Origin of the sequence: Desulfuribacillus stibiiarsenatis (assembly GCF_001742305.1) — a bacterium.
Taxonomy (GTDB): Bacteria; Bacillota; Bacilli; order Desulfuribacillales; family Desulfuribacillaceae; genus Desulfuribacillus_A; species Desulfuribacillus_A stibiiarsenatis.
On sequence record NZ_MJAT01000040.1, the window covers coordinates 104,521 to 124,843 of the forward strand.

Annotated in this window: 22 protein-coding genes, 4 tRNA genes and 1 other annotated feature; of the genes, 25 read left to right on the forward strand and 1 reads right to left on the reverse strand. The window is 40.4% G+C overall.

The features are described from left to right. Window positions 1–26: 26 nt before the first annotated feature. The 23 genes from BHU72_RS15135 (at window position 27) to BHU72_RS15245 (ending at window position 17,789) form a co-directional block, all read left to right on the forward strand. Window positions 27–275, forward strand: coding sequence for a DUF4321 domain-containing protein (locus BHU72_RS15135; RefSeq protein ID WP_069703467.1), 249 nt, complete (start codon window positions 27–29; stop codon window positions 273–275). Window positions 276–319: 44 nt separating this feature from the next. After that, the gene (locus BHU72_RS15140; protein ID WP_069703468.1) at window positions 320–928 is read left to right on the forward strand and encodes a Maf family protein; all 609 of its coding nucleotides are present in this window, start codon (window positions 320–322) and stop codon (window positions 926–928) included. A gap of 28 nt (window positions 929–956) precedes the next feature. Then, on the forward strand, window positions 957–1,658 hold the full coding sequence (radC, locus tag BHU72_RS15145; protein ID WP_069703469.1) for a RadC family protein: 702 nt from the start codon (window positions 957–959) through the stop codon (window positions 1,656–1,658). 31 nt (window positions 1,659–1,689) lie between these two features. Further along, window positions 1,690–2,715 (forward strand): rod shape-determining protein, encoded by a 1,026-nt coding sequence (locus BHU72_RS15150; protein WP_436796459.1) that lies wholly within the window; start codon window positions 1,690–1,692, stop codon window positions 2,713–2,715. A gap of 135 nt (window positions 2,716–2,850) precedes the next feature. Beyond that, window positions 2,851–3,759 (forward strand): rod shape-determining protein MreC, encoded by a 909-nt coding sequence (mreC, locus tag BHU72_RS15155; RefSeq protein ID WP_069703471.1) that lies wholly within the window; start codon window positions 2,851–2,853, stop codon window positions 3,757–3,759. Next, window positions 3,759–4,277: a rod shape-determining protein MreD gene (gene mreD, locus BHU72_RS15160; RefSeq protein WP_069703472.1), complete on the forward strand. Its 519-nt coding sequence runs from the start codon at window positions 3,759–3,761 to the stop codon at window positions 4,275–4,277. Before mreC ends, mreD begins: the two co-directional genes overlap by 1 nt. Further along, window positions 4,270–6,195, forward strand: coding sequence for a penicillin-binding protein 2 (mrdA, locus tag BHU72_RS15165; RefSeq protein ID WP_069703473.1), 1,926 nt, complete (start codon window positions 4,270–4,272; stop codon window positions 6,193–6,195). The genes mreD and mrdA overlap by 8 nt, the downstream gene beginning before the upstream one ends. Before the next feature lie 118 nt (window positions 6,196–6,313). Beyond that, the gene (gene minC / locus BHU72_RS15170) at window positions 6,314–7,069 is read left to right on the forward strand and encodes a septum site-determining protein MinC (RefSeq protein ID WP_069703474.1); all 756 of its coding nucleotides are present in this window, start codon (window positions 6,314–6,316) and stop codon (window positions 7,067–7,069) included. A gap of 14 nt (window positions 7,070–7,083) precedes the next feature. Beyond that, window positions 7,084–7,875 (forward strand): septum site-determining protein MinD, encoded by a 792-nt coding sequence (minD, locus tag BHU72_RS15175; RefSeq protein ID WP_069703475.1) that lies wholly within the window; start codon window positions 7,084–7,086, stop codon window positions 7,873–7,875. A 113-nt stretch (window positions 7,876–7,988) separates the two neighbouring features. Beyond that, window positions 7,989–8,897 (forward strand): M23 family metallopeptidase, encoded by a 909-nt coding sequence (locus tag BHU72_RS15180; RefSeq protein WP_069703476.1) that lies wholly within the window; start codon window positions 7,989–7,991, stop codon window positions 8,895–8,897. Window positions 8,898–8,908: 11 nt separating this feature from the next. Further along, window positions 8,909–9,763, forward strand: coding sequence for a M50 family metallopeptidase (locus tag BHU72_RS15185; RefSeq protein ID WP_069703477.1), 855 nt, complete (start codon window positions 8,909–8,911; stop codon window positions 9,761–9,763). A 77-nt stretch (window positions 9,764–9,840) separates the two neighbouring features. After that, complete coding sequence (locus BHU72_RS15190) at window positions 9,841–11,703, forward strand: TIGR03960 family B12-binding radical SAM protein (RefSeq protein WP_069703478.1); 1,863 nt, start codon at window positions 9,841–9,843, stop codon at window positions 11,701–11,703. Beyond that, the gene (locus BHU72_RS15195) at window positions 11,703–12,413 is read left to right on the forward strand and encodes a TIGR03936 family radical SAM-associated protein (RefSeq protein ID WP_069703479.1); all 711 of its coding nucleotides are present in this window, start codon (window positions 11,703–11,705) and stop codon (window positions 12,411–12,413) included. The genes BHU72_RS15190 and BHU72_RS15195 overlap by 1 nt, the downstream gene beginning before the upstream one ends. A 45-nt stretch (window positions 12,414–12,458) precedes the next feature. After that, window positions 12,459–13,970, forward strand: coding sequence for an Rne/Rng family ribonuclease (locus tag BHU72_RS15200; RefSeq protein WP_069703480.1), 1,512 nt, complete (start codon window positions 12,459–12,461; stop codon window positions 13,968–13,970). 80 nt (window positions 13,971–14,050) lie between these two features. Then, window positions 14,051–14,126: a sequence feature (ribosomal protein L21 leader region), on the forward strand. 11 nt (window positions 14,127–14,137) lie between these two features. Next, complete coding sequence (gene rplU, locus BHU72_RS15205; protein ID WP_069703481.1) at window positions 14,138–14,449, forward strand: 50S ribosomal protein L21; 312 nt, start codon at window positions 14,138–14,140, stop codon at window positions 14,447–14,449. Between the two features lie 5 nt (window positions 14,450–14,454). Then, on the forward strand, window positions 14,455–14,790 hold the full coding sequence (locus BHU72_RS15210) for a ribosomal-processing cysteine protease Prp (protein ID WP_069703482.1): 336 nt from the start codon (window positions 14,455–14,457) through the stop codon (window positions 14,788–14,790). Between the two features lie 13 nt (window positions 14,791–14,803). After that, the gene (gene rpmA, locus BHU72_RS15215) at window positions 14,804–15,100 is read left to right on the forward strand and encodes a 50S ribosomal protein L27 (protein ID WP_069703483.1); all 297 of its coding nucleotides are present in this window, start codon (window positions 14,804–14,806) and stop codon (window positions 15,098–15,100) included. Window positions 15,101–15,294: 194 nt separating this feature from the next. Further along, on the forward strand, window positions 15,295–15,864 hold the full coding sequence (locus BHU72_RS15220; RefSeq protein ID WP_069703484.1) for a Spo0B domain-containing protein: 570 nt from the start codon (window positions 15,295–15,297) through the stop codon (window positions 15,862–15,864). A gap of 35 nt (window positions 15,865–15,899) precedes the next feature. Next, entirely contained in the window at window positions 15,900–17,213 is a 1,314-nt protein-coding gene (gene obgE / locus BHU72_RS15225) for a GTPase ObgE (RefSeq protein WP_069703485.1), read from the forward strand. 172 nt (window positions 17,214–17,385) lie between these two features. Continuing rightward, a tRNA-Asp gene (locus BHU72_RS15230) sits at window positions 17,386–17,462 on the forward strand. Between the two features lie 16 nt (window positions 17,463–17,478). Beyond that, window positions 17,479–17,555 (forward strand) — tRNA-Ile (locus BHU72_RS15235). Window positions 17,556–17,609: 54 nt separating this feature from the next. Then, a tRNA-Leu gene (locus BHU72_RS15240) sits at window positions 17,610–17,696 on the forward strand. Window positions 17,697–17,713: 17 nt separating this feature from the next. Next, window positions 17,714–17,789, forward strand: a tRNA-Val gene (locus tag BHU72_RS15245). 100 nt (window positions 17,790–17,889) lie between these two features. On the opposite strand, the gene BHU72_RS15250 is transcribed toward BHU72_RS15245, so the two are convergent. Continuing rightward, window positions 17,890–19,044 (reverse strand): tyrosine-type recombinase/integrase, encoded by a 1,155-nt coding sequence (locus BHU72_RS15250; protein ID WP_069703486.1) that lies wholly within the window; start codon window positions 19,042–19,044, stop codon window positions 17,890–17,892. 477 nt (window positions 19,045–19,521) lie between these two features. Between BHU72_RS15250 and BHU72_RS15255 the strand changes: the two genes are divergently transcribed. Together BHU72_RS15255 and BHU72_RS15260 are read left to right on the forward strand one after the other, a co-directional pair. After that, window positions 19,522–19,710 (forward strand): helix-turn-helix domain-containing protein, encoded by a 189-nt coding sequence (locus tag BHU72_RS15255; RefSeq protein WP_245671924.1) that lies wholly within the window; start codon window positions 19,522–19,524, stop codon window positions 19,708–19,710. A gap of 43 nt (window positions 19,711–19,753) precedes the next feature. Next, window positions 19,754–20,098: a hypothetical protein gene (locus tag BHU72_RS15260; RefSeq protein ID WP_069703488.1), complete on the forward strand. Its 345-nt coding sequence runs from the start codon at window positions 19,754–19,756 to the stop codon at window positions 20,096–20,098. The last annotated feature ends 225 nt before the right edge of the window (window positions 20,099–20,323 follow it).

Consider the following 20,323-nt stretch of genomic DNA (forward strand, 5'->3'; position numbering starts at 1 on the left):
ACTGTTTGGAAATGTGAGGATGAGACATGGCAAGAGCCCAGCAATCTAAGTTAGTATTAGTCATAGTATTAGTCATAGGGTTACTACTAGGGAGTATTATTGGAGATATTTTAGGAAAACTAGGAGTACCATACATATCTGAATCGAAAGAGGTTCGCTGGCACCCGGCTGGTGATTTTCTCATTCTCATCTGGGATGTGGATTTGGCTGTGCGCGTGAATTTAGCCAGTGTGCTAGGACTAGCTCTTGCATTTTGGATTTTCCGAAAGTTGTAATATAATACAACAAACATTACAAGTTCAGTAGAAGGGAATTTTCTATGAATAAGAAAATAATCTTAGCATCCCAGTCTCCTAGGCGAAAGGAATTGTTACAGGGGTTGGGATTATCTTTTATTGTCATTTCTAGTTCTGTCGATGAAGAGGAAGCTGTTCTAACACTCAATCCTCAATCACCGGAAGCGTTAGTTCGTATGCTGAGTGATATTAAAGTTCAGGACGTTGCAAAGCATCAGCACGAAGGTATTATTATAGGCGCTGATACGATCGTTGTCTTAGGAAATCAGATACTGGGGAAACCAAAAGATGAAGCGGATGCGCGTAACATGCTGAAACAATTATCCGGTAACACCCATTTAGTGATTTCAGGAGTAACGATTATGGATGTGGTATCTCAGCAAAAAGAGACTTTCCACGTAAATACGGAAGTTGATTTCAAAACAATCTCTGAATCTGAACTGGCTGGATATTTACGGATTGCGAATTATATGGACAAGGCTGGTAGCTATGCGGTTCAGGAGCATGGCGCGCTATTTGTGACAGGAATTAGAGGCTGTTTTTATAATGTTGTAGGGTTACCTATCTATCAAACGGGACAAACTCTAAAAAAGTTTGGCATTGATATCTTGGGAAATCCAGAACTCGTGTGAAATATAATACCCGTTTGGAGGTTTCGTTATGAAAAAAGCTGTCGTTAAGGAGACATATATGCTTCGAGACCTACCACCAGAAGAACGACCAAGAGAAAGAATGATTCATCATGGCCCAGAGACTATGACGAATGCTGATTTATTAGCAATTATTCTGCGCACTGGCTCTACTAATGTATCTGTGCAACATTTGTCAGAACAAGTATTGAGCCATTTTGACGGATTGCATGGCTTACTCCAATCCACCGTTGAGGAAATCACAGCAATCAAAGGGATTGGGCCAGCCAAAGCAGTTCAAATAATGGCTGCAATTGAGCTTGGTAGACGCATTGCTAGGCATAAAAAGGGAGATACTTATACTATACGGACACCAGAAGACGGAGCGAACTATATTATGGACGAACTCCGACATTTGCAACAAGAGGTATTTGTTACGTTGTATCTCAATACGAAGAATCAAGTGCTTAGTCATGAACGGATTACCACAGGTAGTTTGAATTCATCAATTGTTCACCCTAGAGAAATATTTAAAGGGGCACTTAAGAGAAGCTGTGCCTCTATCATTTGCATACACAACCATCCGAGTGGCGATCCTTCACCGAGTAGGGAAGACATTGAAGTAACGAAACGATTAGTAAGCGCAGGAGAGATTCTAGGCATAGAAGTTTTAGATCATATTATTATTGGAGACAATACCTATTATAGTTTGAAAGAAAAAGGACATATGTAAGATACGTGGTGCACATGAAGGGAGAAAATATATAATGTTTGGTTTTACTAGGGATATGGGTATCGATTTAGGAACAGCGAATACGCTGGTATATGCGAAAGGACAAGGGATCATTTTAAATGAGCCGTCTGTAGTAGCAATGAGAACAGATTCTAAGCAAATTGAAGCTGTTGGTGAAGCAGCGAAAAATATGATTGGACGTACGCCAGGAAATATCGTGGCAATCCGCCCTATGAGAGATGGAGTTATTGCTGATTTCGAGACAACGGCGACGATGCTTCGCTATTTCATAAAGAAGGCGAATAAGTCACAAGGGTTTTTGTCTCGTAAGCCTAGGGTTATGGTTTGTGTGCCTTCAGGTATTACAGCTGTAGAGAAACGCGCTGTCGAAGATGCGACGTTACAAGCGGGTGCACGTGAAGCGTATACGATTGAGGAACCAATGGCGGCAGCGATTGGTGCTGGATTACCTGTTCACGAACCGACGGGGAGTATGGTAGTAGACATCGGTGGGGGAACTACAGAAGTTGCTATTATCTCGCTAGGCGGTATTGTAACGAGCCGTTCTATTCGCGTTGCTGGTGACGAGATGGATGAAGCGATTATTCAGTACATTAAAAGAGAATATAACCTTATGATTGGTGAGAGAACAGCAGAACAGATGAAAATGAGCATTGGTTCTGCAATCGTTCCTGATGATAACGAAACAATGAATGTGCGTGGTAGAGATTTAGTCAGTGGCCTACCAAAGACTTTAGAAATTTCTGCATCAGAGATATGTGAAGCTTTATCTGATACGGTATTTAGTATCGTGGAGGCAGTAAAGGTAACTTTGGAGAAAAGTCCACCAGAGCTTGCAGCTGATATTATTGACCGTGGTATTGTTATGACGGGTGGCGGCGCATTACTGAAAAATCTAGATCGACTGCTTTCTAAGGAAACTGGAATTCCAGTGCTTGTGGCGGAAGATGCTTTAGATTGCGTAGCGATTGGTACAGGTAAAGCGTTAGAAAATATACACTTATATAGTGCGAAATCAGGACTCCTAAGTAGATAAAGAAAACTTAGTTCAGCTGGAGTATTAACTCCAGCTGAACTCTAGTTGCACTTATTTCGAAGCTTGGCGGCACTTATAAAAGTGGGAGTATTAGTAAACGCCGCTGAGTTAAAAAGATTGGTTGGGGTGTAAAGAGTGGATAACTGGTTTGGCAACCGTCGGTGGTTATTTATATTTGTATCAATTATAATTCTCGCCCTTGTGATGAGCATGACGATTAAAGAACGAGAGAATATTACTTGGGTAGAACGAGCAGTGATTGATGCATCAGCATTTGTACAAAAATTATTTTATAAGCCCGCTAACGCAGTAGTGGGCTTATTTGACGATATTCGAAAAATGCGACAGCTTTATTCAGAGAATAAAAGAATGACGGAAGCCTTGAGTCATATGGAATATATTCAGGCCGAATTGCGAATCGTAAATGAAGAGAATAAAAGGATTCGTGAATTACTAGATTTTAAAGAAACGATTCGAGACTTTGATGTCATTGCTGCCAATGTGGTTGGCCGTAGTCCAGTCCGTTGGGATAATATAATTACTATTGATCGTGGGCGAAAGCATGGCATAGAGAGAAATATGGCAGTCATCAACGAACAAGGGTTAATAGGCAAAGTTTATACCGTATCGAATTATAGCGCTAAAGTATTATTGATGACGGACAGTCACGCACCATCGGGAATATCCGCTTTAATCCTGGGGAAAGAAGAGAGCTTTGGTGTGATTGAGGAATATGCACCTCAGCATGGGTATTTACTGATGAGTATGATTAAGCCTGATGTAACTGTCGAAAAAGGAGATTTAGTCGTAACTTCTGGATATGGGGAAGTATTTCCCAAAGGATTAGTCATCGGCACTGTACAGGCGGGTCGTAAGTCGGAAGGTGGTCTGACGCAGAGCATTTATGTCGAACCAGCAGCACTTACCAACAACCTGCATGAAGTGTTGGTAATTAAAAGAAGTCTAATGATAGATCAAGATTTTCATGATACAATAGAAGAGGCGAATGAAGGACAACCGCCGGCTGGGGGGATTGGTTCTTAGTGTATTACCTAGCGATTGGCGGACTTATGTTACTAATGGTTTTTATTCAATCCACGGTTTTATCGATTGTATTTCCAATATTCACTGCTACTAACAGCTTTAGTGTGCCGAACTTGGCCATTATTGTTCTTACCTTTATTTGCCTTTTCCGAAATGACAAGAACATTGTATATGTTGCATTTATTGTGGGCTTCTTACAAGATATTGTATTTGGCTCTTATGTTGGTTTATATGCGTTTACGTACCCGTTCGTGGCATATTGGGCGAATATTACGTTTCGTATATTTATTGATCGGCATGTTGTAATTTTTATAGTTGCGGTCATATTGGCTTTCTTTACCTTCGAGTTTTTGGTATGGGGAATCAATAGTTTATTTGGTTTGATTGAAGTTTCATTTATGCAAGCCTTTGATCGATACTTCTGGGGAAGTGTCTTATTGGGTTCGGCACTTGCAGCAATCATTTACTCACCAATTATATTGTTCTTACAGAGAAGAGGGATAGTCATCCATGAATAAGGAAGAATCTCACGTTCCCCGTCGACTGAATTTTTTGTTCTTTGTCGTATTTATTTTTTTCGCTATATTGCTGTTACGTTTGGCTGGGGTTCAACTAGTAAAAGGGGCCGAATATTTACGATTATCGGAAAGTAATAGCACAACAATATTATCAATGCCTGCTCCAAGAGGCTGGATTAGTGACCGAAACGGTAATTTACTTGTTACCAATCGACCTGCTTTCGTAGTGACTTTTAGTGAAGTCACGAATCAAAAAATTAACCACGAAGACGTAGCGGAAAAGCTAGAGCATGTCCTAGAAGTACCTAAAGATGAAATCCTAAAGGCAATGGATGTTACGCCCCCAAGAAGATTGCCGCGCTTTCTTCCGCGACAGTTAAAGACGGATGTCGATGAAAAGGTAGTGGCATATATAACCGAGCATAAAGATGACTTGCCTGGGATTAATGTTGTGGTAGAGCCAATTCGTGAATATAAATATAACGATTTAGCTGTTCATGCGATAGGCTATATTAGCCCAATCCCTGAACATATGAGAGAACATTATCGTGACCTTGGATATCGCCTTGATGAAAGGGTTGGTATCGATGGTGTTGAGAAGCAGTATGAAGAATACTTACGCGGTAAAGCAGGAAAACGTACAGTAGAGGTCAATAGATTCTCACAACCAATAAAAGAAGTTGGGGTAGAAGCTGCGGTGCGCGGTGGTGACCTAAAGTTAACGATTGACATGCGCTTGCAGGCAGAAGCTCAGAAGATTATTGTCGAACAGCTAGAAATTCTGAGAACCCGTCCGAAGGATCCGATTCCAGGAGTGAATGAAGCAGTCGCAGTGGTGATGAACCCGATGACTGGTGAAATTCTTACATTAGCTAGCTATCCAAGCTATGATCCAAATGTTTTCACCCGTCGCTTGACGCAAGAGGATGTTGACTATTTATTCACTACTAAGGGGAACAAACCGCTATTAAACCGTGCAGTGGATGCAGCTTATGGGCCAGGTTCAACGGTGAAAATGGCAACAATCATGATGGGACTCCAAGAGGGAGTGATTACTCCCAATACGCAAATCTATGATAATGGTTCGATTCAAATCGGCACGTGGACGCGGCCGTTTCGAAGCTGGGCTTGGTACCGTGGGGGACATGGTTGGAACGATCCAAAACAAGCGTTACAGGTTTCTAATAACGTATATATGTACAACATCGCTCTATGGCTCAGTGGTTATCCGAATGCGAAAAATATGAACTGGGGGCACGTGCGTAACGTGGCACCTACATTACGAGAAAAATTCAAATATGATTGGCAAAGAAATCGTGACTTACCACCTACGATTGAGTTATTTAAAAAGTATTTTAGCATGTTCGGTTTAGGAGTAGAAACCGGCGTCGATCTTCCGAAAGATAGCAAAGGTTGGCCAATGAATGTAACGGAAATTGGAGAACTAGCGTATACGGCGATTGGACAGAATATGACACTTACTGCAATGCAATTGGCGCAGTATACAAGCACGATTGCTAACGGTGGAGAACGCTTAGCTCCTTATCTCGTAAAAGAGATTACGGATAATAGCGGTAACATTCTATTCAGTAGAGATAAGGAAGTGCTTAATAAAGTAGAGGTTGCCCCACAATATATCTCGATTGTTCAAGAAGGTATGTTAATGGTGACGAAGCCTGGAGGAACGGCGTATAATACGTTTCGGGATTTCCCAGTTCCTGTAGCGGCGAAGACAGGTACTGCAGAAACAGGAGTACAAGGGAATACAACAGCGACTTTCGTCGGATATGCACCGTATCAAAATCCGGAAATTGCCATAGCAGTAGTCGTACCAAATGGTGGTGGCGGCTCTGATGCTAGTGGTGCGATTGCTAGAAGAATCTTAGATTATTATTTCCAATTGAAAAGGGAGCCTTAAGGCTCTTTTTTTGCACTTTGTGCAGGAGAAATTTCCATTCATATCGAATTAGAGTATACAGCAGATATTGTCATTCAACGTCAACTGATTGATTGTTGACTAAGAAGGGAAGGTCTAAATGGAAGAAAAGGACGTACAGCCACAACCAAAGAAAAAAAATCTAGTTACTATCAAAGGTAGTAATGAAGGATTATCTTTTATATTAAATGACGAAGAACCCTTTTCTTATGTTGCTGAAGAGTTGAAACAGAAAGTCCGTCGAGAGTTAAGTACGCTTTTAACAGGACCAATGGTTCGTATAAAAATAGATTGTGGATCACGGGAAATTACAGATAAGCAAAGAAAGCTACTAGAAGAAATTATAGCATTAAAAGAAAATCTTATTCTAACTAGGATTGATTCTGTATGTACTACTCCAGATTTAAATCTGGAACAAGATTATGACAACTCGAGTGGAAGAACTGAAGGGCAGAATTCTGAACAGCAGAAACCAGAGCGACAGAAAACAGAAGTCGTACATATAATTCACGATGATTCTGCTAAGTTATATCGCGGGACCATTCGATCGGGGCAAGTGATTGAACATGATGGGAACCTGGTGATTTATGGAGATGTGAATTCAGGCGCCAAAGTAATGGCAACTGGTGATATAATGGTACTGGGTAGAATTATGGGACTCGTCCATGCTGGCAGTAAAGGTGATAAAGAGCGAGTCGTTGCAGGGTCTTCATGGGGTAGTATACAGGTACGGATTGCAGATTGTATTGGAAAAGCTACGCCAACCTCTCAAGAGAAGGAAGGATATTGTTTAACGATTGCATATTTAGATGAATATCGTATTCAATTTCAACATAAAAAGCATTTAACGAATTAGGAGTGGAGAAAAAGATGGGTGAAGCGATTGTTGTCACATCGGGAAAAGGTGGAGTTGGCAAAACTACGACTTCTGCCAACGTAGGAGCTGCTTTAGCAATTCTAGGCAAGCAAGTATGTTTAGTAGACACGGATATTGGCTTACGTAACTTAGATGTTGCCTTAGGCTTAGAAAATCGTATTATTTATGATTTGTTAGATGTGGCAGATGGGAACTGCAAGCTGAAACAAGCGTTAATTAAAGATAAAAGATTTGATAGTTTATTCTTATTAGCAGCCTCACAAACTAAAGATAAGAACGCTCTAGAAGAAGACCGTATGAAAGAGATCATTAGCCAGTTAAAAGAAGAATTCGACTATGTGATTATAGATTGTCCTGCTGGTATTGAAAAGGGCTTCCAAAACGCCATTGTGGCAGCAGACCGTGCAATCATTGTGGCAACGCCTGATGCTGCTGCGGTAAGAGATGCTGACCGAGTGATTGGCCTGTTAGAAAAAGCGTCCATGAAACGCATTGATCTAATTGTGAATCGTGCGAATTCTAAGCTCATGTCTGAGAAAGATATGCTAGATATTGATGAAGTGGTGAGCATTCTATCGATACAACTGTTAGGCGTCGTTCCAGATGACGAGAATATCCTTCGTGCGAATAATAAAGGCGAGCCTGTGGCAATGTTAACAGAACCATTAGCTTCTAAAGCGTATCGTAATATCGCTCGTAGAATTTTAGGAGAGACAGTACCATTACTTGACGTGCGTCAATCAAAAGGCGGATTCTTCAAAAAAATCAAAAGCATTTTTTCATAACCATGTAAAACAAAGTCCTTGAGCATATCGCTCAGGGACTTTTTTAGTCATATGTATATTTGTCCATGCATAGGATGTATCAGTAGACAAGTATTGAATAGTAGGTGACGAAGATGCGGATAAATTTAGAAGGTGTAAAAAGAAGAAGAGAAGATATGATTGATCAATTGAAATTTGGATCGAATTATTCGATTCCGTATGCGAGACAAGCTAGTCCAATGGAGAGTTTTGCAAAAAACAACAAGAGCTCTAGTAAATGGATAATACAATCAGTATTAGCCTTAACTTTAGTTTTTGGAACGGTGTTTATTAAGCAAATTCCATCACCATGGGCACAATCGAGTGTGACATTTGTTCAAGAAGTCGTGACGCGGGACTATAACTGGGAGGGAGCACTGCAGGTAATCACAGATCAGAACTTCTGGAGCAAGGAAGCGCTTTTACCTGCAGGTAGCAATTTAGACCCTTCATTGCATAATGAATTCGGTAAGTTTCCGAATGACCCATTATCTGTACCTGTTTTCCAACCATTTGTACCTGATGGGGACACGAATGCCAACTTAAATAATAATCCAAATGCGGAATCTAACGGGAATTCTAATTCGAATTCAAACACTAACACAAATACGGCTCAGAACGCACAGAACCCAAGTCTTCCCAATTCTGAAGTGAAAACTTCAGAGCTGATGATGCCGATTGATGGGCTATTAGTAAGGAAGTTCACGGACGAAAAACCTTACATTGAATTTATAGCCTTTGACAATAAAAATGTCGTCGCTGTGACAGATGGAAAGGTGAAACAAGTAGGGCATAACGAGTTGAACGAACTTCTCGTATACGTGGAGGATGCCAATTATACGTATGTGTATGGGCGATTAAAAGAGTCGAATGTGAAAGTCGGAGATACGGTGAAAAAAGGGCAGAAAATTGCAACGGTGAGTCCGACCAATGAAATCGATTTACTTTTATTCCAAATTATCAAGGGAGATAAGGCAATTGATCCAGAGCTAATATTGCCATAAGAGGTAATGTGATGAAACTACGTATCCATTGGTTATTTATAGCTTTCTTAATCTATATAGGGTATACAGGGCAGTTGTTCGAAGCACTGCTCTTTTTTGTCATTGTAGTAATTCATGAACTGGGTCACGTCTTTGTCGCCAAGAGCTTTGGGTGGAGGGTGACAGAAATTGAATTCTTACCCTTCGGTGGAGTAGCGAAAGTGGATTGGAGTTTTAAAGGGTGGCCGAAGGAAGAAAAGCTAGTAGCAATCGCAGGACCGATTAATAACTTGATTATGATTGCCATCTGTTTAGGGCTTTATCAAGCGGGTATAGTAGAGCGAGAACTGACCTTATTTTTCGTGAAAGCTAACCTACTGATTGCTGGGTTTAATCTGTTGCCAGCATTACCTTTAGATGGTGGTAGAATATTTCGTGCCATGCTATCACAAGAGCATGGCTGGCTTGAAGGAACGAAGATAGCGTATCGATATAGCTTTGGTATTGGTGGGATGTTAATTGCCATTGGCGTTATTATGCTGATGTTTGGCTATCTGAACATTACGTTTCTAGTGTTGGGGACTTTTCTGCTCATAGCCACGTATATTGACCGCAAGCAATCGAAATATCAGCAAATGTACTTATTTTTACATAAAAACTACAATCAGCAGGAAAAGGTGAATTCCTCTACCGCCATTAAGCATATTTCCGTTCCAAAAGAGGAAAGAATATCTAAAGTTTTGAAAGTATTTTCCCCTGGCATCACGACTATTGTATGGGTTATGGACAATAATAAGATTATCGGTACTCTAACAGATTTTGAAATTCTGGAAAAAGTTTTTGATAAAGAAGTGCCTGTACATGAAACGGTATCGAAGATTTTGTAGTATATATTATGATGATTCTTAAGGAAATCTTTGATACAATATAGACAACTTTGTTTTGAAAAATTAGGGGGCTCATCATGGAACCAATTTGTCAGCATGAGATTCTGACACAAGTAGAGAAGCCTGCTCGTTACGCTGGGAACGAGTGGAATATAATCGTGAAAGATCATGAGAAAATGGATGTTACCTTTGCACTGGCATTCCCTGACGTATATGAAGTAGGGATGTCTTTCTTAGGTTATAAAATTCTATATCATATCATTAATGCACGGGAGAATTTTTATGCAGAGCGCGCCTTTGCTCCATGGGTCGATATGGAACAAAAATTGCGTAGCCGTGATCAACTGTTACATAGTTCAGAAACGAAGACTCCTTTAAAGGATTTCGACTTCGTTTCGTTCACATTGCAATACGAAATGAGTTATACAAACATTCTTAATATGTTAGACCTAGCGGGCATTCCGATGTATTCGAAGGATCGTACAAAAGAGGACCCACTAGTAATTGGTGGTGGTCCTAGTGCGTTTAATCCTGAACCGATTGCTGATTTTCTCGATTTAGTGGTTATTGGTGAAGGGGAAGAGGCAGTCATTGACCTTGCCAATGTGTATAAAGAGATTCAAGGCAAAGAAGGAGTTACGAGAGAAGAAGTGCTGATGCATTTAGCGCAGATTCCTGGTATCTATGTGCCGCAATTCTATGATGTTACCTATGGTGAAGACAGCAAAATCACTTCGATTCGACCGAATCGCGATGGGATTCCAGAGAAGATTGAGAAACGCGTGCTTAAAGACTTAGACGCGGCAGAATATCCTGAGGATCTAGTAGTTCCGTTTTTAAACATCGTTCACGATCGCGTTATGCTAGAAATCCAACGCGGTTGCACTAGGGGCTGTCGTTTTTGTCAGGCAGGAATGGTGTATCGACCAGTGCGTGAGCGCAAAAAAGAAAATCTGCGCAAAATTGCTCGTACCTTAATTGATAAAACGGGTTACGATGAGATATCCTTAACGTCTTTAGCAAGTAATGACTATACGCAGATTCAAGAACTGATTCATGAATTGTTAGAAGAATTCAAGGACAATCGTATTAGCATCTCTTTACCATCCTTGCGTGCGGATAAGTTCTCTGTCGATCTTGCAGAGAAACTGCAACAGGTGCGCAAATCTGGGCTAACTTTTGCACCGGAGGCGGGTAGTCAAAGGATGCGGGACGTCATTAATAAAGGTGTAGAAGAACAGGATTTAATTGATGCAGTAACTAGCGCGTTCCGTTCTGGGTATAAACAGGTCAAGCTATACTTCTTGCTAGGATTACCAACGGAAACGGATGAAGATGTGGTTGGGATTGCTGACCTTGCCGACAAGGTTGTCGATGCATATAAAGCGGTCAACGGTGGGAAGGCCAAAGGTTTACGTGTGACTGTAAGTACTTCGTTGTTCGTACCGAAGCCGCATACGCCGTTTCAGTGGGTTGGACAAGTTACGAAAGATGAGTTACATAGAAGAAGATTAATTTTGCAAAACTCGTTTCGCTCGAAGGCGATTACGTATAATTGGCATGATCCTAACGTGAGTTTCCTTGAGGGGGTCATATCTAGAGGGGATCGCCGATTATCGAAAGTGATTTATCAAGCATGGAAAAATGGCTGTAAGTTCGATAGTTGGACTGAGCAATTCCGTAACCGCGAATGGTTACAAGCCTATCAACAAGTTGGCATCGATCCTGAATCGTATGCTTTTAGACAATATGGGTTTGATGAAATATTACCTTGGGAGCACATAAGTTCAGGTGTATCCAAAAAATATCTAAAATTAGAATACGAGCGTGCCTTATTAGGCAAGACCATAGAAGATTGCAAGACGAACAATTGTACAGGCTGTGGTGTCTGTCAATCCCTTGGTGTAGATGTTGTGGTTTGGAAGGGAGAGGAAGCATAATGGCAATTACGATTCGAGCAAGATTTTCTAAGGGAGATGCATTGCGCTATATTTCTCACCTTGACCTTCAACGGATGTTCGGTAGGGCACTACGCAGGGCTAATATTCCTGTGGCTTATAGCCAAGGGTTCAATCCACATCCACGTCTATCCTTTGGTTCAGCTTTGGGTGTCGGAACCACTAGCGAAAGTGAATTCATTGATGTCGATTTGGCTGAAATGTTAGACGAGCAAGATTTTATCACGAAGATGAATAAAATCTTACCTCCGGGCTTTTCGATTGAAGAAGCTGTAATCTACGAGACAGAGGAAGGCGCCAAGCAGAAGACGCTTATGAGTGTGATTAACACTGCTGAGTATGAGATATATTTCTATCCGCGAGAATCTAAAGTCACGATAGAGCTAGAACAAGCTTTAGCTGCATTAGATAAGCTCAATGAAACTCAAGAGTGGATCGTATCAAGATTCAGTAAGAAGAAAGATAGAGAATTAGATATTAAGCCGTTCGTCTATTGGATGGAAATTGTGTTCGATGAGCAGGTCATGATTCTGAAAGCGATGGTGAAGTCAGGCAGTGAGGCGAATGTCCGACCGGATGAACTAGTAACTGCGCTTAAAACCTATGGTGATTTACCAGAAATGCCATACCATATCCATCGTAAAAAGTTAGGAATTATCGATGAAACTAAGAGTATTAAGCAACCATTTTAGTCCAATTAGATTTCAATAGATTTTGACAGAATGTGAGTAGATGTCATGAGCAAAAAGCTGATTATCAATTGTGATAGTAGAGAAATTCGCGTAGGCGCCATAGAGAATGAGAGGCTGGTTGACCTATATATTCAACGACCGGAAAATCAACGTGTTGTAGGCAATATATATAAAGGTCGGGTCGAGAATGTGCTACCTGGGATGCAGGCAGCGTTTATTGACATTGGACTGGAGAAGAATGCATTCCTATATGTTGATGATGCAGTGCCTACCAACCATTCTGGCGGAGCCAATAATCCTACGAATCTAGATATTCAGAATGTATTGCGTCAGGGACAAGAGATTGTTGTTCAAGTCATTAAAGAGCCCTTTGGCACAAAAGGGGCCCGAGTCAGTACGAACATTAACATCCCTGGGCGTTATGTGGTGTTGATGCCACTGTCAAAATATATTGGAATCTCGCGGAAAATTGAAATGGAACTGGAGCGTGAACGATTACGTACCATTTCCGAGGGTTTATTTGGTAAAGAACAGATGGGCCTTATTGTCCGTACAGTAGCTGATGGAGTAACGGATCGTCAGCTTGAGGTAGACTATTTATACTTAAAAGGTTTATGGGAAAAGGTGCAGAAAAACCTCACGAAGGTGAAAACACCTGGACTCGTACATCGAGACTTAGAGATATTGCCACGCGTTATCCGTGATGTGTTCACGGAAGATGTCAATGAGGTTGTCATCGATACCTACGAAGATTACGTAGCGATCGTTAAGATTATTGAAAGCATTGCACCGCACAAAAAGTCTTGTGTGACTCACTATAAAGGAAAAGACCCAATTTTCCATCATTATTTAATCGAGCAAGAGCTGGATAAGGCGTTAAAACAGAAGGTTTGGCTGAAAAGCGGCGGATATCTAATCATTGATCACACAGAGGCGTTGACGGTTATAGATGTCAATACTGGGAAGTTCGTTGGGCAGAGCAGTCTGGAAGAGACTGTCGTCACTACTAACGTGGAAGCGGCGAGAGAAGTAGCATTCCAGCTCCGTTTGCGGAATATTAGCGGAATTATCATTGTCGATTTTATCGACATGCACATAGAAGGCAATCAACAAAAGGTCCTTCGTGTCCTAGAGGAAGAATTGAAGAAAGACCGTAATAAAACACATTTGCTAGGAATCACTAAATTAGGATTAGTAGAAATCACACGCAAAAAAGTACGGAAGAGCCTGAATGAATTTATTATGGGGACGTGCCAAACCTGTCATGGAACAGGAAAGACATGGTCTAAGGAAGCAACGACGAATAAAATCGATAGAGAAGTACGACATTTCCTTCGCTACTCTAAAGATGATGCGATTGTCATTGAATTACATGAAGATATAGTCTCGGAATTTAAGGGTGAGCAAGAGGAACATATTCATAGATTAGAAGATGAGTTCGGTAAACGGATTTTTATTCGCATCAAGAAGCATGTCCCGTTACAACATTTTAATATTGTGTTCTCAGGGGAAGTGCGTGATGCTACTCGCATTGCTAAATTGACGAACTTTAATTAATGAACTGTAATAAAAAGTTGACACCTAGTGGCAAAACGTGATATTCTATTTTGAGCAGTGTGCCAATGGGTAAATCCTCCGGCATACTTCAACCGCACGGAAAAGGTCTTAAACTACGGAAGTAGTACCTTTACATCGGCGAGTCTAAGTTAATAGGAGGTGCAAGTATGTACGCAATTATCGAGACAGGTGGTAAGCAATACAAGGTTGAGCAAGGAACTGAGCTTTATATCGAGAAGTTAGATGTTGAAGCTGGTGATGTTGTTAACTTTGATAAAGTATTGTTTGTTGCTAAAGACGGTCAAGTTCAGGTTGGAAGCCCTACAGTTGCTAACGCTACAGTAACGGCTAAAGTTGAGAAGCATGGTCGTGGAGAAAAGATCATCGTTTTCAAATACAAGTCCAAGAAGAACTACAAGAAAAAGCAAGGTCATCGTCAACCGTTTACAAAAGTTATCGTTGAAACTATCAACGCGTAATTACTATGGTTGAGATAAAGATCGCAAAAAATAGCTTGGATGAAATTGTCTCACTCCAAGTAAATGGGCATGCTGGATACGCGGACGCAGGACAAGATATTGTCTGTTCAGCAGTATCGATTCTAACATTTAATACCATTAACAGTATTGAGCATTTTTTAAAGGCGAAACTCCATCCGGAAGCAACTTCACTAGGGAGCTTGGAATGTGATTTTCCTGTTCTTGAAGAGGTAGGAGCTCAGGAGAAAATGCAGTTGTTATTACAAAGCATGTTATTTGGACTTCGAGCGATTGAAGAAAACTATAAAGATTTTATAGCAATCAAAATTAATTACGTATAAGGAGGTGGCTTGAATGCTACAATTAAACCTTCAGTTTTTTGCTCAGAAAAAAGGGGTAGGTAGTTCGAAGAACGGCCGTGACAGCCAAGCTAAGCGCTTAGGCGTTAAGCGTGCAGATGGTCAACTAGTTACTGCTGGAAGTATCCTTGTACGTCAAAGAGGAACGAAAGTATATCCTGGAGTAAACGTTGGTATTGGTGGAGATGACACTCTTTTTGCTACGGCAGAAGGAACTGTTAAATTCGAAAGACTTGGACGCGACAAGAAGCGTGTAAGTGTATATCCAGTAGCGGTTACTGCTGAAGCATAATCGAAAGCGAGAAGGTCTGGTGATGAAATACACCAGGCCTTTTTTATTCATAACAACACTGCTTATCTTCTTAATAAAGGAAATTACACTTTTTTGTCGAATATGTCGAGTATAGACAAGGGGCAAATGACAATTGACAATTGTTTATCGATTATATTCTTATGGAAGAATAATTTGAGTTAGGAAGATGAGATTTGGAAATACTAGATAGAACAAAACCGTATTCTGAGTTAATACATATGATGACTGATCTTCGACACGATATGGTGAATCATTTGCAAGTGATTCACGCGTATGCGAAACTGGATGGAAATGACCGTATCATCCAATATATTGATGGAATCGCGCATGAGTTTAAAATGCATAGCCGATTATCAAATATTGGCAGTCATTTTGTCGCTGCAAAGCTAATTTCATTTATGATGCGATACCCAGAGTTACAAATAGATTGCTTTATCCAGAGTAAAAACATTCTATTTCAAGTACTACCTCACCCAGAGTACGAGCTAGCTAACATCATGATAGATGTTTGTATTGCACTCGCAGCCCAAGAAACAAAACAGAATAAAATGCAAATTGCGATTTCTATTGAAGATGAGAATTCAATTGTTTTTACATTGTATGGAAAGAGTTTAGAGGAAAAACCAGGTGTATTAGCGTGTTTACATAAGAAATTGTCAAGATATAATGTGTTTGTGCAACAAAATCATCAAGATTCAGAAGTATTTGAGTGGGAACTTTCACGCAATAATAAGGGGTTATAGTAAGAAACTAAGGAAAAAAGTTAGAGGTGAATTCTTTGTTCGTAGATAAGGTTAAGATTTATGTAAAGGGTGGCGATGGCGGTAAGGGAATGGTAGCATTCCGCCGTGAGCCGTTTGTACCCGATGGTGGACCTGCTGGTGGCGATGGTGGCCGAGGTGGGGATGTAATTTTCCGTGTGGATGAAGGGTTACGAACCTTGGTGGATTTCCGCTTTAAAAAGCATTTTCGTGCTGATGGTGGTGAACATGGCAAGACGAAAAACCAACATGGTGCGAAGGCGGATAGTCTAATAGTACGCGTACCACCAGGTACCGTAGTAACGAACGTGAACACGGGGGAAGTCATTGCAGACTTAATTCGTGTGGATGATGAGGCGGTAATCGCTAAGGGTGGCCGCGGTGGCCGTGGTAACACACGTTTTGCCAATTCTCGTTTTAAAGCTCCGGATATCGCTGAGAAAGGTGAACCTGGTGAAGAATTGGAAATCCAACTTGAGTTAAAAATATTAGCTGATGTTGGGCTTGTTGGATTCCCTTCCGTAGGGAAATCGACGATTCTTTCTGTCGTTTCTGCAGCCAAGCCGAAGATTGCGGAATACCATTTCACAACTATATCTCCGAATATCGGTGTTGTAAAAGCTGGCGACGATAGCTTTGTCATGGCAGACCTTCCGGGTCTAATTGAGGGCGCACATTTAGGTGTGGGACTAGGGCATCAATTCCTAAGGCACATTGAAAGAACTCGTGTAATAGTACACGTAGTCGACATGTCTGCTCTAGAGGGACGTGATCCATTCAATGACTATCAACAAATCAATGCAGAGCTTGAATTATACAATTTACGATTGATGGAAAGACCGCAGTTGATTGTAGCGAATAAAATGGACATGCCAGATGCGCAAGAAAATCTTGTGAAATTCACAGAAGAATTAAAACAGCATTATAAGGAAAATGGCTTAAACCCTGATGATGTCAAGATATATGAAGTATCTGCATTAACGAAAAAGGGATTGGATCCATTAGTTCGAGATATCGCAACGATGCTTCGTGATCTACCTAACATTTTATTATACGATGAGATTGGTGAATCAGAAGAGGATTATAAAGTATATAGAGCGCAACAAGAAGAAAAACCATTTACAATTAGTCGTGACCAGCATGTGTATGTTGTCGGTGGCGAGAAGATTGAAAAACTTGTACTTATGACTGACTTCAGCCGCGAAGATGGGGTCGTTCGTTTCCAAAGGATCCTCAAGGGAATTGGTGTCGATAATGCTTTAAGGCAAGCAGGAGCTAAAGAAGGAGACACGATTCGCATCGTAGAGATGGAATTTGAATTTGTCGATTAGTACAAATTTATGGATGGGTGCAAATTTGTAGATTAGTACGTGTGTTTTGTAAGAATGTAGGTAGATGTGGTTTGAAATACCACATCTTTTTTTGTGGAATTTTCCTGAAATGGTTGACTATTATTTCAATGTGTGGTAATCTAATAAATGTCGCTAGAAATTGCGACAAGCTGGAGCTGTGGTGTAGAGGCCTAACATGCCTGCCTGTCACGCAGGAGATCGCGGGTTCGAATCCCGTCAGCTCCGCCATTTTAATTTTAAATAAGGGCCTATAGCTCAGTTGGTCAGAGCAACCGGCTCATAACCGGTTGGTCCTAGGTTCGAATCCTAGTGGGCCCACCAACAAACAATTACAAAATAATTGTTAGTATACTTGAGTTTAGTCAAGTATCGATTGCCGGGGTGGCGGAATCGGCAGACGCACAGGACTTAAAATCCTGCGAGGTCACACTCGTACCGGTTCAAGTCCGGTCCTCGGCACCATAATAATTTAATTCAGTGGGCGAATAGCTCAGCTGGGAGAGCGCTACCCCGACACGGTAGAGGTCATCGGTTCGAGCCCGGTTTCGCCCACCACTAAAAACCTTGAAAAGACGCGGTTTTCCTTTATGGAAGATCGTGTCTTTTCCGTTTATCATTTTTTCAGGGGCTAAATGAGGGGATAAAAATTTTAGTTTTATTCATTTAGTGCTAATTGAGAAAATACATCCGCTGACTTTTGATCGGCTTCTTTTAAATGGTGGCCATAAACATTCATAGTTATTTTAATATCAGAATGTCCTAATCTCTCAGATATAGTTTTAGCATGTACTCCAGCATTTATGAGCAGTGTAGCAGATGTATGCCTAAGGTCGTGGAAGCGTATATTCTTGATTCCGGTACGCTTTGTAAATCGTCCCCACCATTGTGTAACACTATCAGGTCGTAACGGTTTACCAGCCCAGCTTGATAATACAAAAAAGTGTTCATCAGCTTCGTATAGCTCACCACATTTTATACGTTTCTCAAGCTGTTCTTTTTTTAGTTTTTTAAGTGGTATATCAAGCAATTCAGAGGGATATATAACTTTTCGAACTGAGCTTTCGGTTTTCGGCTCGCGTAATTCGTATCCACTGCCTTTCTTTATAAGTAAACTATGCTTAATATAGATTGTTTTAGTATTAATATCTATATCATCCCACTGTAAACCAAGGATTTCCCCTCTGCGTAACCCACAAGCGACAGCTAGTAGCACTAAAACTTGATGTTGTATCGACTCAATCTTTAATTTTTCAACGAGTAAGCGATACTCAGATGAGTCATAAACATTAGACTTTTGATGTTTAACCTTTGGGGGCTTAACATTATTGCATGGGTTTTTGTTAATTAAATTCCATTCAGTTGCACGACTTAGAACATTACGTAATACTTTATATATATCATTTTGTGTTGCTGACTTGATGTGGGATTTACTTAATTTTGAAACGAACTCTACGACATGAATAGTTTGAATCTGACCCAATCTAAAATGGCCAAATGCTGGAATAATCCTACTGATTAAGTGTCGTTCATATTTTTCATATGTTGTTGGCGATAAATGTTGTTTGGCATAATTCTGGTGCCACATAGCTACAAATGCTTCAAATGATAATGTTGTAGGTTCCGTAAACTCTCCTTTTTCAATTTCCATAATAAATCTTGCAAGTTCTTTTTCCGCTTCAGATTTTTTATCACAATATACAGTTTTTCGAAACCGACGGTATTTCGTTCCTAAACTTTGACCACCATACACGGTTAATCGCCATGCTAAGCCTTTTTTAGTCATTCCGCGTTTTTCTACACTACCTTTCATTTTTCGGCCCCCTCTCAATATATTTTTAAAATACCATGCAATAGAGATATAAGAAAGTGTACTACTAAACAAACGCTCGTTTGTTTCAATATTTAGTAAAAATGGTAATAAAGACCTGTGCGAGATGTTGTTGTATAGTGTATTTATCCTATTGAAATTGAGTTCTGTTTATTTATAATGAAGTTATATTATATTGTATCAACCCTTACCGCCCTCTAGCCCTAGTGCTGTTTGCGGAAAAAGCGGACTGTAAAGTGTACGGGCCAAAGGAATCTTTCATTCATGAAACGTTCTGCCCATGTAAATTAAACTAGCCAAGTCTTATTTTGTGCTGGTCAAAAAGAGTTATCATTTAAAACGTATTTTACTAATGCAAATTGGTGAAGTGCGTTTTTTTGTTTTAAAAAAGGGGAACCACAGGATATTTGTAATAGCCGACTTTTGTTTTGATATTTTTTTTTGGAGAGGGGTGAGATCGTGATAACTAGAAGAACTTTAACGATGAAAGAAGCATCACAATGGCTTGGGATAAGCTACCATCTATTAGCTGAAAAGGCGCGAAAAGGAGATATACCACATAGCAGGATTGGATCTAGGGTGTTATTTCGTGCTGAATCTTTGGAAAACTGGCTTAATCAGCAAGAAGAGTTAAAATTGTCGAGATAGAATTTCTGTACTTAAGTTTATACGATTATGAAAGGATGATTATATGAAATATTTAAACTTAATAGAAACATTCCATGAGTGGAAAGAAGTAAATCACTTGCCTGCCACTGCGATAGCACTATGGTTTGCCTTGTTGCACAAAAGTAATAAGTGTGGGTGTAAACATGAATTTACTTTGCCTAATGTTATATTACAACATGCTGCTGGATTAAGTCGTAAACAATTAGATGCAGCTAGAGTCGCCTTAATAGAAGCAAATTTAATTTACTATGAGAGAAGTAACCGTGTAAATCAAGCTGGCAAATATACCTTGTTATTGACTGATTATTTGGGACAACAGAAAGACCAGCAGAAAGACCAGCAGAATGAACATGCCCCTGTCAAGTAGACAGTAGAAAAAACAAAAGTATTATGGCGTCAATCATTAGTTATGGTTGACGTTTTTTCATGCTCTTCAATCCATTTATTCCACGGTCCTGTTGACATGGGGCCCTTGTACCCTCTGGACTCCCGTTTCTTGGGCGGAAGTGATACTAGATCATTATTGGCTTCCGCCGTCAGTATTTTACCAGAGGGTACTATCCCATATAAACAGGCTTTCGCGGCATAAATT